General features: G+C 46.3%; 7 protein-coding genes. All 7 read right to left on the bottom strand.

Annotated features, from left to right (window positions below; all coding sequences use genetic code 11):
• Window positions 1-177 precede the first annotated feature (177 nt).
• Complete coding sequence (locus ABTV53_RS12580) at window positions 178-1,110, bottom strand: glycoside hydrolase family 5 protein (protein WP_433754172.1); 933 nt, start codon at window positions 1,108-1,110, stop codon at window positions 178-180.
• 382 nt (window positions 1,111-1,492) lie between these two features.
• Complete coding sequence (locus tag ABTV53_RS12575) at window positions 1,493-3,829, bottom strand: beta-galactosidase (protein WP_433753314.1); 2,337 nt, start codon at window positions 3,827-3,829, stop codon at window positions 1,493-1,495.
• Between the two features lie 58 nt (window positions 3,830-3,887).
• Window positions 3,888-7,235, bottom strand: coding sequence for a DUF5107 domain-containing protein (locus tag ABTV53_RS12570; protein ID WP_433753312.1), 3,348 nt, complete (start codon window positions 7,233-7,235; stop codon window positions 3,888-3,890).
• Between the two features lie 173 nt (window positions 7,236-7,408).
• Entirely contained in the window at window positions 7,409-8,119 is a 711-nt protein-coding gene (gene treR, locus ABTV53_RS12565; protein WP_421889152.1) for a trehalose operon repressor, read from the bottom strand.
• Window positions 8,120-8,246: 127 nt separating this feature from the next.
• Complete coding sequence (locus ABTV53_RS12560; protein WP_433753310.1) at window positions 8,247-15,749, bottom strand: fibronectin type III domain-containing protein; 7,503 nt, start codon at window positions 15,747-15,749, stop codon at window positions 8,247-8,249.
• A gap of 156 nt (window positions 15,750-15,905) precedes the next feature.
• Window positions 15,906-16,928: an SDR family oxidoreductase gene (locus ABTV53_RS12555; protein ID WP_433753308.1), complete on the bottom strand. Its 1,023-nt coding sequence runs from the start codon at window positions 16,926-16,928 to the stop codon at window positions 15,906-15,908.
• 97 nt (window positions 16,929-17,025) lie between these two features.
• Window positions 17,026-17,451: a cupredoxin domain-containing protein gene (locus tag ABTV53_RS12550; RefSeq protein WP_433753306.1), complete on the bottom strand. Its 426-nt coding sequence runs from the start codon at window positions 17,449-17,451 to the stop codon at window positions 17,026-17,028.
• Window positions 17,452-17,769 lie beyond the last annotated feature (318 nt).

Genomic DNA, 17,769 nt, shown 5'->3' with positions numbered 1-17,769 from the left:
GTTTACCTCCGATAATGTTTGTTTTATTCCTAATCCGAGTTTAACATCTTTGTTTTATTTTGAAAACAAAATATTTTAAAACTAAACGGAAATAATCAAAAGGCATCACCGATTGAGGTATATTATTAAAAAAACACCCTGACGTGAACGTCAGAGTGTTCCTGTTTCATTGGCGGATTAGAAAATCCCGGCTTTCTGGGAAGTGTTTTTAATACCATAGGTATCATTAACTACGGTGTTGCCAAAGCTCGTTAAGCTTCCGTTCGGACCTGTCGCCATGTCCAGATAATTCAGACCTGAACTGTTTCCGTACCAAGACCAGGCAAGCCAACCTACCCCTTTTTCCTGACCATATCTCATGATGGCATACTCGTCCACATCACCGTTTGTGTGGTATCCTCCGAATTCACCAATGATCAGAGCCAATCCTTTGTTCAACACATTCTCCATATTGGCTTTGACCGTTGCAGCATCTTTGCCAGCATACTCATACATATGAATGGAGAAGACGGTATTTTTCTGGGCATCTGCGGCAAATACACTTTGTCCATAATCCACGATGGATTGAGGGAATTGTCCCCATCCGGCTGCATCCACAATTAACGTATTTTTGATTCCTGCATTTCTTAGTTTAGGAATGGCTTTTTTGTAACCGTCAGCCCACGCGCTTCCATTCCACGTACCATACCATTCATTGGCGATGTTGACGATTACCCGATCTTCTTTGCCAATCAAAGCTTCCTTAATGCTAATCCAGTAGTTGACTGCCGCATCCAGTGAATTATAGTCATCTTTCCCTGTGGCGTCATGTACTTCGAGTACAGCAATCATTTTATTTTGGTTAACCACATTAATAATATTTTTAACAGCGTTCAGATCATCTTTGGTGTACAGGCTGCCATTCGAAAGAACTATACGTACTGTATTGGCACCTGTTTTGGCGATGGCAGGGATCGCGGTATTCAAATCATTCTTGAACCAGGAATGTCCGTGATTAACACCTCTCATGACAAAAGCCTTGCCTGTGGAATCGTATAACTTGTTCCCGTTTACATAAAATCCTGTGGCTGCAGATGCTTTGGGGGCTGCACTCCCCAATACCATGAACATGAGAGCAGCAATAACCGTGAAGATTGTACACTTTTTCAGATTAACCATTCGTTTGGAACCTCCTGAATTTTAATTTTTTTATTTCAATTAACCCTGCTCTAGGCAATAAGTTAACTAAAATCGTTGGTTATAGAAGTTTGGTAACAAACCAGTAAATAATAACCTTATTAAGTTGCGAAATTTAGTTTATACAAACCTTATCGATAAGGTTATGAATTCATAATAAATTGAAAACGCTTACTAAGCAAGTCTTTTTTACCATGATTAGGGATCTTTTCTTATTATACACATCAAAAAAAGGCTCTTTCCCTTCACAACTACTCAGAGAAAGACCCCTTTGTATCCTAAACATCAGTTACTCTTGGATTTTGCTTGATGCGAACTAAGCATCTTCCCTACCTGCTAGCACCAAACCAACCCGGTACTGTGGCCTCACCCAAATCTCATTAAACTTCCCAATCTCCACACCCTCAAATCGCTCTACATAAGCCTGATTCACATAACTCTCAGTCGTTCCTCTTCGAATTGGGGTTATGGACAAACGAAGCGCGTGCTCGGCCAGCAAATGACGGGACTGTTTCAAACCAAGCATCCAGCTATGCCCATAGTGAATATGATCTGTTAACATCTGATGATGAATATGTGCTGCTGCAACATCTCCTTCATAATCAATCTCAACCCACACGTCATCTACCTGTTCCGGCCACGCGGTATCCAATCTCAATGTCGCTGCGTACTCTTTGGGATAATTAACCTCTACAGCAGGCTCGTAAGGCGAAACTTGGAATATATACGTACCGAATATGCCTTGCTTCGCTTGGGATAACACAGCATATCTAGAAGCGGAAACATGCTCTGGAGCCGGATAAAAGGATACCTCGAACTCTGGTTGCTCCACGGATGTGCATATGAGCACCTCATTCTGTACATACAGATGACTGCTGCTAATCACAAGCCTCTCTTCTCCACCCACTTGGAAACGATAGGCATGCAAAGCCTCTTCACGAGTCAATGTAATGATACGTATGACTTTACCGTCCGATGTTGTGATTCGCAGTTGATGCTCCTTGCCTGCAATTGGATGAATCACAACTTCATTCCCCTGCTCAGATACTATACCTGCGGGCATATCCACGTTTGTAACAGACGATGTATCCATAACATACTCAGGCTTCATGCCTTCATGAGCATAAAAGACAGCCGTAAGCTCATCATTCACCATAAATCGTGTAAGTGGCTGAACGGTAGCACTAATGATTTTCAGTCCATCCAGATTCATATGGAAAGGCAAAATCGCCGCCATGCCGGATTTCAGCTGCATCGTGCCTTCTCTTGGATAAAAAGTAGTTCCTTTGCTGGTATGCAGTTCCAATTGTACGTCTCGATCAGGCAACGCCACATGATCCTGATAATTGTTCATGAACAGGAATCCCGAGCCTTCTTGTTGACGAACAGACCAGCGCAGATCCATCTTGTTCTCCGGTGTTATCGCATGTTGATCTTCCGGTATAACACTGCCCATTGGTGCAAGCAGCTCACCGTAGGCTTCCAGGAACATGGACAAGGTTCGAATGCGGTCATACGATTCACCAATACGTCCAAATTCCCCCAGCGGGGCTTGGTAATCATACGTCATTTTCGGCAATGCCTGTTCGTTCATATATGATTTTTGCCCTACCGGATTGGTACCGCCATGATACATGTAATACCCAACCAGATTGCTGCCATTCGCCAGCTTCACAATGGTCATCGCTTCAACACTGTCCGCATCTACAACTGGACGAGCATGATAACTGACCTGCATGCCGCCAGCAAGTTCGCAATACGCAGCTGGGTACTCCAGACTGGCATAATCCACCTCTTCAACAGGATTCAGATGCAGATCCCGGAATAAATACTCTCGGCTTGGAGGCTGATTGGGAATCCAGGGTGTGTACGCATACCCCGCGAGCATGGGTAAAGTTCCTTCTTCAGGCACCGCAGCATTACCCCAGGCTGTGGCAGTATAGAACATGGGGTACATACCGACTTCTTCGGCAATACGGCGCAGCATCTTCAGATGGTCACGCCCGTCCCGGCCGGAGGAAATGTACTTGTCACGTGTATAACCCCAGGCATCCATGGGTGCCCCAGCGTGCATATACTCATTTTCCAACTGTACAGCTATTATGGCGCCTCCCTCCTGATAAAAACAGCCGTTAAGCTGGCGTGCAATCTCACGATATAATCGCTTGGCGTAATACAGATACCCTTCATCATTCGATCTCACTTCGAATGGGTAACTGAATAACCAATCCGGCATCCCGCCATTACGAACTTCCCCATGACAGAATGGACCAATCCGCACGATCAGTGGTAGCTGATGTTTGCCACACAGATCCACAAAATGCCGCAAGTTCAGGTTCCCTGACCAATTAAACTCGCCTTCCTGCTCCTCGTGAAAATTCCAGAAGACATAGGACGCGATGATATTCACCCCACCTGCCTTCATCTTCAGTAATTCTTCTTCCCACTGCAAGTATGCGAATCTGGAGAAATGAAATTCACCTACTACGGGAATATGGGGTTTACCATTGCGGATCATATAATAGTTGGTAAAGTCATAAGACTCCCCTCTTGGATTCTTGCCCCCACTGCCAGTCATGCCACCCGCACGAATCTCTTTATCTTCTGCATCCAGTATGAAACGAATCTGACTTCCTGTTATGTTATCGTTCATGGATTGTATAACTCCTTCGGTATAGATGGGATATGGTTGAAACCATTACGGTTATCAATTAACGATGGATGATTGCCCCTTGATGATTGGGGTTCTTCTCCAGAACCCGCTCCAATTCAAGTTTGGCTTCACTTGTCCGACCAAGGCCAAGAAGACCCAGTGCCCGCATGTATTGGCAGTGTTCTTCATTACGGTGATTGAGATCGTCGTCAAATACCAGGAAATCGGGCAGAGATACCGCAAAATAATCCATTCGGATGTGATCATGCATATGTCTTTCGGCATAGTCAATACATTTATTGAACCGCCTGTTGGCTTCCTTTACATTGCCAAGCTTCTGCCAGGCCAGACCCTGATAATAGATGGATTCCGGAGGTTGATCATTATAAAACATCGCGCTTGCCGGTTCGTTCAAACCGATGGATGCTCTGTGGAAATTCTCCTCTGCCGCCTGATCATTCTTCAGTTGCTGGTAGGCACAACCAAGATAAAAATAAACGGGATTATCTCCGGCTCCCTCTAGTTTACCTTCACCTAAGTTCTCCGGATAAACCAGCGCCTGCTGCAACAGCTCCAATGCTAGTTCAGGTTGTTGATTCTCCAGATTTTGCTTCGCCAGTTCTGTCAGTGCCGTAACATATTGTCCTGTTACCTTGCCTTCTCCACCCTCCCAGGGATGAAACCGCCGTGCCTGAAGCGCATCCCATGCTTCCTGATGACTACCTTGCATATTCAATAAAGTCACCCACTCGATGTACAGATCATCACGGTGTTGTACCAGCTCCATATGTTGTTCCAGCAGTTTGATTCGACGCTCGCAAGAATACCCTATCTTCTTATGCAATTGGTCCAACTCGTAGAAGATTCGGGCACCCCGTGAATCCAACCGGAAAGCTTCCTCTAATGAAGCCAGTGCAAGATCAGGGCGATTCAGCTTGTTATAATAAGCCAGTCCCAGATTCCGATGTACAGTCGGATATCCAGCATTCACCTCACGCGAAGTTTCCCAATGGGTGATTGCTTCCTCATAGCGTTTATGATCATACAACCAATTTCCCAGGTAATAGTGAGCACGCCCATCTTTCGAATCCACTGCCAATGCATCCTGAAGCACCATGAATTCAAATAGCGTATTAGGAAAGCAATAATCCGTTGGAGCAGCTTTCCCCTGCTTTTGACATTCCCCGGCCTGCTTCACGTCCCCCAGTTGACGATGCACGTAGGCTTGAGCATAACCAACCATAGGATACGGCTGTGAATTTTTGGATTCAACATACGAGAGTACCGTTAGTGCTTCTTCCCATAACCCACAATCCGCGTAATCTGCAGCTAGGTGTAGATAATTATGAACGTCTCCTCGCATCAGACGATGGAAATGCTCACGGGTTTGGTCAGCTTGTTCTTTATCTAGCGGTGAAGTAGCTCTGTTATAGATCAGGACTAATTCATGTGCGGCTCCAAATTCAACGGGGTCCAGTTTTAACGTTTCAACCGCATATTGAATGGCCCTTTCATGCTGACCCAATCTGCGTAACAAAGCCACCTTCAGATGCCGGGCCTTGTAGTTTCTACTGTTACGGATCAACGAACGTTCGATATGATCCAGCGCTTCCATCTCCCGATGTAACGCCGTATCGATCTGAGCAAGCATATAATAACCCGTATCCTGATACTGTGCAGACCATACGGCTTTATACAGTGCTGCGTAGGCTTCTTCCTGTTTCCCCTGTAGTTTCAAACTCAGACCTAGCTGATAAAATGCTTCACTGTCATATGGATTCGTATTTTTCCACGTTAGCGATTGTACGGCCTGTCTGAAATGCTTCTCGGCATCTTGAAACAATCCTCTACGCAGCAGCAATGTGCCATAAGCAATATTTAGACGAATATCCGTCGCATCTCGCGTCAAACCTTCCAGATAATAAGGTTCCGGTTCATACGTGGCATGCCGATATTGCTCCAAATGAAGACCAGCCAGATATAATTGTTCATTCGTACGAATCTCGGATGGTAGCGGGAGTGGTTGGGCCGGGTCTGGAACTTCCTGAATCTCGCTACGTTCAGGCTGATAGGCCACAAGTACTTTTCCTTCCGCAGTTCGAACACTTAACTTCAACTGATGCCATTCATCTTGGCCGCTCCACGGAAATGAAGACTTATAGAGTTGCGTAGGTGAGATATTGCATGTCTCATGGAGATATACTGCGGATGGTCCTATCACTTCAACGGTCACTTGTTCAAAAACCGACGTAGCATATACCATCACGTTTACCGCTCCGGTCGCTCCAGTCGCTTCAGCCATTTCCAGATTAACCGCTGCATCAATCGTTGCATTTTTGACCATACCAATACCTTTATACGGCATAAAATACTGCGAAAATGATTTGGCTTCATAGGGCTGTAACCACGTAAAATCAGGCTGATTATCGGTATAGATCCCGGTCATTAATTCAATATAAGGTCCATCCTCGTCCGTTAACTGGCGATCCCAGGCTTGCCCGAATTCCCCGTTCCCCCAGGTCCATTGCTTCTTGCCCGGAGAAATATGATGATTGGCTACATGCAACAAACCTGCCTGAACCCCGTGATCATAACCCCCTACAAAATTATAACCCGACTTATACGCCATATAGGAAGTTGGAACCGGTATGTTTTTGTATCGCGAGATATCCACACCTTCGGAATAGTCCATCTTGTAATAGGTGCCGGTTGCGATGGGAAAGCGGGATACGTCCCGTTTTCCGTGGTCCAGCACAGCCGTTACATCAGGTGGAAACACAGATTGCGTATGATCGTTGACGGCTACAGCCGGGTTCGCCCACCATAAAAAAGTTTGTGGTGCGTTGGTGCGATTGTATACTTCGGCATGGATTTCAAGATAGGCTTTGCCAGGATGTAATGTGAAGCCAGCGGTCATTTTGGTACCGTACATGCGATCAATCTCACCCACCCATACGGTAGCGCTTCCATCTTCATTACTGCCAAATGTATAGTCGACTGGACCAAACGTGTTGGGCCGATGATGCTGTGGCCAGTTGAATTCAATTCCTCCGGAAATCCATGGCCCTGCCAGACCTACTAGTGCAGGTTTAATCACCCGGTTATAATATACAAAATCGTAGTTGTTTGTCCGATCCAGCGCACGATAGATCCGTCCACCCAGTTCGGGCATCATCTCGATACGCACATATTCATTTTCAAGAATAATTAATCGATACAACTTCATCTTTGCTTCATCTTCAATGCTGTCGATCACGGGATGCGGGTACACTTTCCCCGAACTTCCCTGGTAGATTCTCTTTTCAAGAAACATTGGATTTTGATCCGGTTTACCTGTACCATAGGTTGGAATATCTCTGGTTTCTTCCCATATGCGAACATTTGATGTCGCTGTCACGTGATTCAATTCGCTCACTCCTCAGCCTCGTATATATTGTGATCATACGCTCCGACATGCAGGAAGAACATTGACATTAAGCGGTTCTTGATGGACGATCTTCGGATTCCCTCATAACGAAAGAGAGTACCGATCCACTCAATAAAGCAGTGAAAGGTACTCTCTGATCGATCTTGATTAACTTATCTTCGGCGTGCAAAATCCACAAATCTAAACTTGTCCGGTCGATGCCTCGACTCCGTATACTGAAATTGACTGGCATCCTCCAGATACACCTGGCTCCTCACCACAACCACATTATGGAACCCTTCAAGGTCAAGTAATTCCCTGTCCTCAGCGGTGGGTTCTTCCACCAGAATCTCCTTTTTGGCAAACGAAATGGAAAGTCCCAGCTCTTGCTCAATATACTCATAGATGGAATCATTACAGATTGCTTTGCTGAGCCCAGGAACAAGCCGCTGGCTGATGTAATCTTTGTCCAGTATGACATGCTCTCCATCGACTTTGCGCACACGTCTGATCTCCCAAACCTGTTCATTCAGACCAAAGTTGATTTTTTTGTGCAACGCCTGATCGACCTGTTTCTCCTCAAAAACTTTCACATACGTTTGAGCACGATGTCCCATTTTTTTGGCTAATTCCTTGAAGCTAACCAGACCTGAGATGGGAAAATCGATCTTGCGTATGTCCAGTACAATCGAGCCCTTGCCTTGAATCTTCTGAATATAACCTTCTTCGTACAGCATTTTCAATGCTTTGCGAATGGTCTCTCGGGACGTTTGATAACTTTCCGATAGATCCAGTTCCGATTGAAGCAGCGTCCCTGCCTCAATCTCTCCGGTCCGAATACGATTTGCAATATCTTCATATATCCGGATAAATTTATTATTCATTATTCATCACCATTGTTCATTACCCTTTTTTTATCATATTGGCAACCATTATAGCATTAAAAACCAATCAAGCGGTAATGTCGTTACTGCCGATGATTACAGTATCACATGTAAGAATCAATTCAATCTAGATATGACGATCGAACGCTGACGCTTTCTCCATTTGATCTGTACGGTTCTCATCCATGACTTGAATCAGCTTATTTAAGCGGAAGATCAGCGCTGCAGCTTCGGATCTGCTTAAGTGCTGCATCGGACGGAAGCTGCCGTCTTCATATCCCGTAATCATGTACAAACCTGCAAGTTCCTGCACTTCTTCTTTGGCCCAATCGGATACATCAGTCTGGTCGGTAAATGCTTTTGGGGAAGTCAGCGGTTCCGGTCTGATTTTACGGACAACATTTGCTATGATCCTGGATGCCTGTTCACGTGTTACCAGCGCATACGGAGCGAACTTGCCATTTCCCATACCTTGAACTATCTCATGGTGAACTGCTGCCCTAATCTCAGGAGCGAACCAATCCTCATCGTTCACATCCTGAAATCCATGCTGTTCATTGACCGTTGTGTCCACACCCATCAGACGCACGATTAGTGCGGTAAACTCTGCACGTGTGATCGGGCGACGTGGTTCAAAGCGTGTTTCACTTACACCTTGAATGATATTTTGTTCCGCCAGCCAGGTAATCTGATCTTTATTGAATGTTTGGCTGATATCGATAAATTTGATATTTTTTTTCGCAGGTAGATCAGGTTCCTTAGACGGTTCTGGTTGTGAACTCACCTCATCGGCTTGTTCCGATGTACCGTTTGGACTCGGGGTTGCACTGCCACCGCTCCAAGCGGAGGGTGGATACGGAAAAGTCATGGCTGCGGCCTGCTTGCTTTCACTTTTTTCACCTGCTGAATTCTCCGTCCATACAACCACCTCATAATGCTGCTCGGCATTCAGTCCTGTCCATACAAAACTGCGCTGCGTGCCACGGTAGATCTCCCGATCTTTATGGGTAATCACAATCACTTCATTTATTGATTCCAGTTCCCAAGTCAACTTAATCGTACTTGTGCCTTGCGCTATGGCTGCTACTGTCAGTTCCTCGGAAGGTAGCGTCTCAAATTCCGGTACTTCAAGCGCCTCACCATCCCCTGCCTCGTTAAATGGAATAATGATGAAGTCAGGATAAAGCTCTGCACTGTTCAAATCAGACACATGTATGGATGTCTCCATGGTCGTTCCCACAAGCTCTTCATTTCGATAGACTCGATAACCCGCAGCACCAGGAATCAGTTCCCATACAATGTCTACACCATACATCGAACGGCCCTCTATTACAGGAGGGGAAGCAGCAATACCGGGCAAAGTCATGGCATGAAGGTAATAACCACCATCACTACTACCCGAGACATTCATGGTCTTGACTGTATAGATATAGTTCACGCCCGGTTCGAGTCCCTTGTCGTCATAGAACAGTTCGTCTGCAGGAACACGAGCAACCTCCACACCGTCACGCTCAATGATGAACTGCTCGGCACCTACGACCCGGCTTTGTTCCAATAAAAGACGAATGTGATCCTTCGCCGAATAATACTCCACGTTGACAGGCGCTGCTGGCTTGGTCAGTACAGTATACGCCAGCTTCTCCGATGCATCTCCCTGATCATTCTCTGTGTAAATCTCAATCTCGTACTGCTTGCCGGCATCCAGTTGATCCACGATAAACTCTTTTTGTGTGCCACGATATACTTCTGTACCATCCAGCAATACAACGAATATTTCGTTCCCATCAGGGAAGTCCCATTCCAGGTTGGCATGATCTGTCTCCGGGTATATCTTCATTTCCAGTGAATCAACATGTGGCAAGGTGTAAAAAGGAGTCACGGTCACTGGGCTTCCTGAACCAGCCGTATTATAAGGAATAATCTGTACCTGATCATATCGGGTTGAACTCTCCAGATGAGTTAATTTCACCTCTGTGATATCCCCTTCTTCTATAGTGGTGAACATCTGATCTCCGATACGTATCATATATCCCTCCGCCCCTTGTACCTTAGGCCAAGAGATCAATCCCTCCTTTTCCCCAATCATGCTTGCATGTAAAGGTTCATTAATGGTTGCGGGCAACGTACGCAAGTGAACTTCGAAACCGGAATCACTCTCACCCGTTACGTTGGAAGTTTTAATGGTATACGTATAATACTCTCCGGGTATCAGTCCGTGATCTTCAAATGAAGTTTGATCAGTTGGGATGTTAGCAACTTCAACGCCATCCCGTATAATGATGAATTTCTCTGCTCCACGTGTGGCGCTTCCAGTCAGGTTCAGTACCGCTGTCTGATCAGTAATGTGTGTTATACCTGCCGTCTGAGGTGATATAGGTTTCGTTAAAACCTGAATCTGAATAGACTCTGACCGATGACCATCTTCGTTAATCACAACAAGTTCGAATTCATACGCTGTGCCATCCAGCATGCTATTGAGATGTACAGACGGTTCAGATACGCTCTGTACATCTCCCGTTACCCGATTGCGAATCTCATATGCAACAGCTCCCTGAACAACATCCCAAGCCAGATCGACCTGATGTGTTCCTGTTTTCACTGTGATATCTTCTGCAACCAATGGCAACGTTTGAGTCATTATACTGAATGTAAGCGGCGCACTCGTTCCACTCACATTGACTGCCCGAATCACATACGTGTATTTCGTTCCTGGCGACAGATCCTTGTCCACGAATTGGGTTTCACTTGAATCCATCTGAGCGATCTCTCTTCCATCCCGTTCAATGACATAATGATCTGCACCTTGGACACCTGTGTTACTGAAATCCAGACCAAGGCTATTTTTTGCCACATCATATACTGCAACCTTAACGGGTTTCTGAGGCAAAGTCAGCAAGGATACATCCTTCGTTTCAGAACGAGTCTCCTGTCTGTTGACCGCCCATAGTTGATAATGATGCCACGTCCCATCCTGTAGACCGGTAATCGTTGCTTCATTCTCGATGCCCCTATAGATCTCCTTGCCATTCTGCTCAATCACATATTCAGCGGCACCTTCCACCTCAGACCAGGAAACTTTTGCCCGATGTACTCCTGGATCAACAAGTACCTCCGCAGGCGACTCAGGCTTGGACAATTGGATGAGCTGCGCTGTCCCACCTGAACCAGAAGTATTCGCAGCCTGAACTTCCAACGTGTACTCTTTACCTGGCAACAATCCTTCCGCCGTGTAGGTCAGTTCTGATGTTCTGCCCACTTCTGTTCCATTGATTTTCACAATATAGAGATTTGCCGTATCTACAGTTTCCCATGCAAATCCCATACTTGTTTCACCCGTCCATGTGACAATCAGTCCTTCCGGCCTGCTAGGCAGCGTAAGAATTGTACTAGTGGTGGATGTACCGTACCCGGCAGCATTGCCCGCCTGCACTTCATAGGTATACTCACGACTGCTTGAAAGGTGGTGAACTGCGAGTTGTGTGTCTGATATCTCATGGCTCTGTCCATCGATGACCACCCGATATTTCGTGGCCCCAGCTACAGGCTCCCAGCTCAAGATCGCTCCCTGTTCAGTTACTTGAACAACGTGAAGTCCCGACGGGCTCTCAGGTAGCGTTGTTCCTGATACCGAACTGCGCACCCCCTGTCCACTTTCATTCACTGCTTGTACATCCAGTTGATAAGATGTTCCTGAACTCAGTCCCGTAAACACCCATTCTTGGGTTCCGGCAGAGACCGTTCCCGACATCTCTCCATTCAACCATAACTCATAACGATCAGCTCCTCGTACTGCTTCCCAATTCAGACGCAGGCTCGCTGTGGAAACATCGGATACCTGTAAGCCAGACACTTGCCCAGGTAAAGTCTTGAGCAAAGGTAATCCTGCCAGCGGCCCTGGTCCTGTCTCATTTCCGGCAATTAACGTATAGCTGTACTCCGTTCCGCTATCCAGACCCGAGTCCAGATACTCCGTCTGCTCTCCTTCATATATAGCTGTTCCATCGCGTGAAAGAGCATAATACGTTGCAGAAGTCACTGTCTCCCATTCTAATGAAATATCATGCTCCTGAATTTGAACGGCCATAAATTCCCCGGGCATTGCCGGCAGTGTGAGGAATCCGGTTCTACTGCTGCCACCTGCTCCACTTTCATTCATTGCCGTTACCGAAATGTTATGAATGGTTCCTGGGACGAGGTTGCTGACATAGGGAAGGCTACTCGGATCAGATACCGTCTGATCAAACACGGTGACACCGTCCGCAGTTGCAGCAATGATGCGGTAAGCTTCTGCTCCCTGTACTGAATCAAATTGGATTTCGGCCAAATGCGGCTGGGAATCCACTTTTCGAACGTGCACCGTTCCGGGAGCTGCCGGGATCGTTAATACTTGAGCGCTGACTGCATCACTTACTCCGGTATGGTTTCTCACTCTAACTTCATATTCATAGACCTGACCACCGCTTAGAGAGTGATCGATTATACTGTGGTTAGGGTATTCCAGTGTCCATGACTGTCCTGTTGTTTTATTCGTTATCTCATACTGATATCCATTGGTATACCTTTCCCCTGTTGGCAAATCCACTGTGAGTTCAGCTGATGTCTCAGTAATCTGTGTCATTCTCACATAACTCGGTTGCTCGGGCTTGCGTTGAATATGGTAAGGTGATGATGTTGTCTCATATGTATTACCTGCTCTGTCCATGATTTTCGCATGGATGTACCATATGCCTTCCGATTCGATGGATATTTTATGCTCGTCAGAGCGAGCTTCAAGCCAATGATCCGGTGATTCTGCACTGTTTGTAACTTGATAGAATCGTTCCAGTTCCTGAATGCCTGAGTGGGCATCTGCATACTGAATGGTAGTGGATATGTCCGTGTCCGTCCAGTCATGTCCGTTCGGTGCAAATGTAATCGTTGGAGCTATCTGATCCACATAGGCGATTCGACTGACTTCCTTGCTCACATTACCAACGGCATCCCTTGCTCGCGCCCGAATGGTGGTAGCGCCGTTTGTACTAACTGTAGCTGTATTTCCTGTCATATACGGGGCATCATTCATGCTGTATTCATAGGTTATCGCTCGTTCATCCACACTACCAGCGATATTAAATTGCACATGTTCTTTACTCCATCCAGAAGAGCTTAAACGAATTACGGGCTCGGTTGGCGCTGTCGTGTCGATTCGAACCGTAGCCTGAGCGGACGTGCTTATATTGCCCACACGGTCAAGTGAGCGTGCATATACAATCGTTTCTCCCTCATCGGTAACCGTCACTTCGCCCGTGTAATCGATCCAGGGACCTTCTTTGTTAAGTCGATATTGGCTTTTGGCAAGCCCGCTGCCTGCATCTTCACCACTGTCTATTGCAAAAGTTACATCCTGATTCGTCCAATTCTCTTCACTTAGTGTAATCGTTGGTTGCTCAGGCCCAGTCTTGTCGATTCTGGCTGTTGCCGAAGTGGAAGCACTGACATTGGACGCCCGATCTACACTTCGTGCATAAATCTCGGTTATTCCTTCTTCACTGAGTGTAAGAGGGGTCCTGTAGTCGATCCATTCTCCCTCGCTTCCCAGCTTATACTGTGTCAGACCAATGCCACTTCCTGCGTCCATACCCTCCGTTAATGTCACGATTACTGCCGCTTTTGTCCATTCGGGCGGATTCAGCGAGATGATAGGTGGCGTGGGTGAAGTCCGATCTACCCTTGCTGTCACAGACGTTTCCTGTCCTGTATTGCCAAACGCATCGATACTGCGTGCCATAACCGTTGTGTTGCCTTCACTGCTCACAGTAAACGGAGCATTGTATTCACGCCATTCTTCTGCCGGACCGACTTTAACTTCCGTCTTTTGAGTTCCGCTCAAGGCATCCTTTCCCTCTTCAACCGTAACGAGTACATCTTCCTTGGTCCATGAGGATGGAGTGAGTGTAACAGAAGGAGCCGTTGGACCGGTCGTATCTTTCATCATCTCTCCGGCGGATATAAATGGGGTCTGTACCCCTTCTCCATTCAATGCTGCCACTAACACTTCGTATTTTCCGTCCGCAAGTCCGGTCAGAGCAAACTCTGTACGTGTCGAAGTTGTTGTTCCCGTTGCGAGGACTTGCCCGCCTGGATTGCGTATTTCCGTTTTATATTGGGTGCCCGCAGGGTTACTGTTATTATTCCAACTCGCTGTAACCGAGTTTCCTGATTGTGACACAGCCGCAGCAGCGGGTGGATTCGCCAATGTATATTTGGTGGATGGACTGGAGTACCCCGTGAAGGAACCACTTGAATTTTTGGCACGTACGGCAAAAGAATAACTGGTATTCGGTGTGAGTCCAGTCACCTGTCGACTGTTTGATGTCCCTGTGTCCACGATCTGATTCGTCGTCATATTCTTCAGTTCATACGTAACGGCTGCATCATTCGCCTTTTTATCCCAATTCACCGTCAAGTTATTAGAATTAACCAATGTATATGTCGGCGTTCCGGGCACAACAAAACTTCTTACCGTAAAGTTAACGGTTCCTGCTGAGGACACCCCACCTTTGTCGTCCATGACCCATACTTGCAATGTGTGCATGCCATCTGGCAGGGTATCAGGCAACGTGTAATTGGTATTGAAAGACTGATTTGAACCCGTTGCGGCCATCTGGGTAAGAATGTTCTCGGACCCACCATCAATGGACCATTTCACGGTCAACAGGTCACCGATATCCGTATCTCGCGTTGTACCAGAGATCTGAAGTTGCTCGCCTTTGTAATAGGTTTGACCCGACGAGGGGGCTGTTAAGGTAAATGAAGGTGGAGCATTTTTGGGACCAATGCCCACTATGGTTGAAAATTTGCGTGAAGCCTGATTCGCTGTTGCCTTGGCGTCCCACCAAAATTGTGCAGCTGTATCACTCGCCGTAACGGTCTGGCCTGGAGTGAACGCTGAAGGTGAAGACCCTCCCGTGAGTTGGGCGCTATCTGGACTGCTGTACTGTCCCATATATATGCGATCTGCATTCACTACGTTGTACGTATTGGCATAAAAAGCTGTGACCTGAACACCGCCGCTGTAGTTACGCCATCCATTCTCGATGACTTCAAACGGAGAAGCATCATTGCCATTTACCATCGTATCCCAATAAAATGTTCCACCCAAATTCAGTGTTGTTCCGCTACGGTTAATAGCTTCCAGTTCAACCTTCATGTACCCACCTTGTGAAGTAGCATTAACGATAGATACACGCAAAATATATTCCACATTGTCCTTTTGCCGGGACATTTCAATCACATTATTGTTAATTCGGTAATAATTAAGCGGCAATGATTTGAAATTCACGGGAGATCCGTTATGGTCAATAATGGTAGATACATTCCCTGTATCGCCACCGTAAAATACATTTGTGTTTGGTAGCAATACAATTCTGTATTTACCATCACTGTTCATCTCCACTTTCACCTTGGAGGACTGTACAGCCTTCATGCTCGACGTATCGGATACAATCCCGATCGTTTCAACGGTTTCAGCCATTACCGTGGTTGCGCCCCAATCAAGCAACAGGGCTTGAGGTGATAATAATGCAAATGCCAGTACCACTTTGGTTAGCTGCTCCGCTTGTTTCTTCACACGTTTTCCTGATTTCTTCAACGTCTACTCTCCTTTTTGGCACACAAAAAAAGGGAGGCACCCCAACAAAGGAACGATGTCCTAAGTTGGGGTGCCTCCCCTAACAAGTGTCATTTTTTCTTGATTATAACGATTCAGCGCATGAATGTAAACACTTGATCATGATCGCCTTACTTCTCATTTCTCATCTCTGATCTTTAATAACGCTTCGTCCAATGCGCCAACGACCTTGTCACACCAACCATCAAATTCCGGATCTTCGGTCTGTAATTCAGGATGCGCCAGAATATGCTCAATCGTACTTCGAATGCCCTGATCAGCTCTTGTCGTTGCTACAAATTCCGGAACAAGTCGTTTTAACTTGCTGTTATCAAACACAACGGTATTGGCCTTGTCCCCCAGCAAACCGCCGCGAAGATCCTGGTCACTGCATGCTGCCAAGAATTCGGAAGGTACATGTACTGCATGAAGCTTAACTCCCAAGACGCCGGCAATAATCTCATGAATCTGATTCCAGGTGACGGATTCGTCCGAGGTGATATGTACCGATTCACCAATTGCATGGATATTTCCCATAAGCCCGATAAAGCCTTTGGCAAAATCAGTATTGTGCGTAATGGTCCACAGTGAGGTACCATCTCCATGGATGATAACGGGTTTGCCTTCACGTATCCGCTTGAGAACCTGCCAGCTGCCTTGAGCACCATGAACTCCGAGAGGTACCGATTTGTCGCCATACGTATGGCTAGGACGCACAATGGTCACCGGAAATCCGTGCTCGCGGTATTGTTTCATCAGATAGTCTTCACAGGCAATCTTGTTGCGAGAATACTCCCAGTATGGATTTGATAAAGGCGTACCTTCCGTGATCCGGTAATCAGCCAGGGGAGTCTGATACGCTGATGCTGAACTTATAAATATAAACTGCTTTGTTTTATCCTTGAACAAACGGTAATCTCTCTCCAGTTGAGACGGTACAAAAGCGATAAAATCTGCCACAACATCAAATTCCAGATCAGCAATCAGTTCCGCTACACGTGCCTCGTCATTAATGTCCGCTTGAAGTACGTTGATCTCCTTAGGTAAGTCATGGTTATGATTGCCTCGATTAATCAAATACAGTTCACAGCCTTGCCGTGCAAGCATCTCCGTAATGGCCGTACTGATGGTGCCTGTCCCTCCAATAAATAGCGCTTTCATTTTCGCCACCTCCTGATCGATTTTACCCACTTTTCCATGATATCACGCACCAAAAAAAGGAGCAAAGCTCGGTGACCGGAAAGCATGCTCCTTCTGCTTATACAACCTTAATCGTTGCGTATATCATGTACATCCCGCAGTGAATCTCGTATTCTCCCTTGGGCAGATCTTTGTCGACCGTATAATAATTAGGTCCCTTTTGCATGTATAGATCCATACCCAGCTTCTGTGATCCGACTGATTTCACATGTGTCACCGACCGGGTCAGAATAAAGTTGATTTTGGTCGGTACGCCAGCTTTCACCTCAATAACGTCTGGTCCAAAACCATCGTTACTTACGTCCACATCAATGACTTCATATCCATTCAGGTCCTCAGGAGTCTCGGCTTGTGCCGTTACCGCACTTCCCGATCCCGGGGATACGTCTTTGCCCATAAAATAAACCAAAAATGATCCAAGCAGTACAACAACGGTCAGACCCAGTGTTAGCCAAGGCCATGTTTTTCCAAACCAGCTTTTCATATAAACACTCCTCATTCGATGTCCCATCAATAATCAATCAACAGACGCCTGTACTCTTTAAGCATACCTGATTCACATGATAATGAAAATGACCCCTCTGGGCTATTGTGGTTGAGCCATATAAATTGAACTAAAGAATATTTACAATGCAAACCCGATGACAGAACAACCTTCCGATCGCTGTTATTCCCAGATTTTTTGATTCCTTTTATAAAGGGGAAATCCGGGGATAGCTTATGCTTCCGATGCAGCTTTCTTTCAGAAAGCTTTTAGGCGAACGCTCCGCTTCTTCAGGTCCTTTCTGTCCTCTCCGTTTCG

Origin of the sequence: Paenibacillus amylolyticus, assembly GCF_050990605.1 — a bacterium.
GTDB classification, from domain to species: Bacteria; Bacillota; Bacilli; order Paenibacillales; family Paenibacillaceae; genus Paenibacillus; species Paenibacillus amylolyticus_H.
This window is presented reverse-complemented; position numbering and strand designations above follow the sequence as displayed.

What these genes read in the sequence shown, in the direction of transcription:
- ABTV53_RS12580 (WP_433754172.1), bottom strand. Translation starts at nt 1,110, where the DNA reads ATGTTCATGGTATTGGGGAGTGCAGCCCCCAAAGCATCTGCAGCCACA.
- ABTV53_RS12575 (WP_433753314.1), bottom strand. Translation starts at nt 3,829, where the DNA reads ATGAACGATAACATAACAGGAAGTCAGATTCGTTTCATACTGGATGCA.
- ABTV53_RS12550 (WP_433753306.1), bottom strand. Translation starts at nt 17,451, where the DNA reads ATGAAAAGCTGGTTTGGAAAAACATGGCCTTGGCTAACACTGGGTCTG.
- treR (WP_421889152.1), bottom strand. Translation starts at nt 8,119, where the DNA reads ATGAATAATAAATTTATCCGGATATATGAAGATATTGCAAATCGTATT.
- ABTV53_RS12555 (WP_433753308.1), bottom strand. Translation starts at nt 16,928, where the DNA reads ATGAAAGCGCTATTTATTGGAGGGACAGGCACCATCAGTACGGCCATT.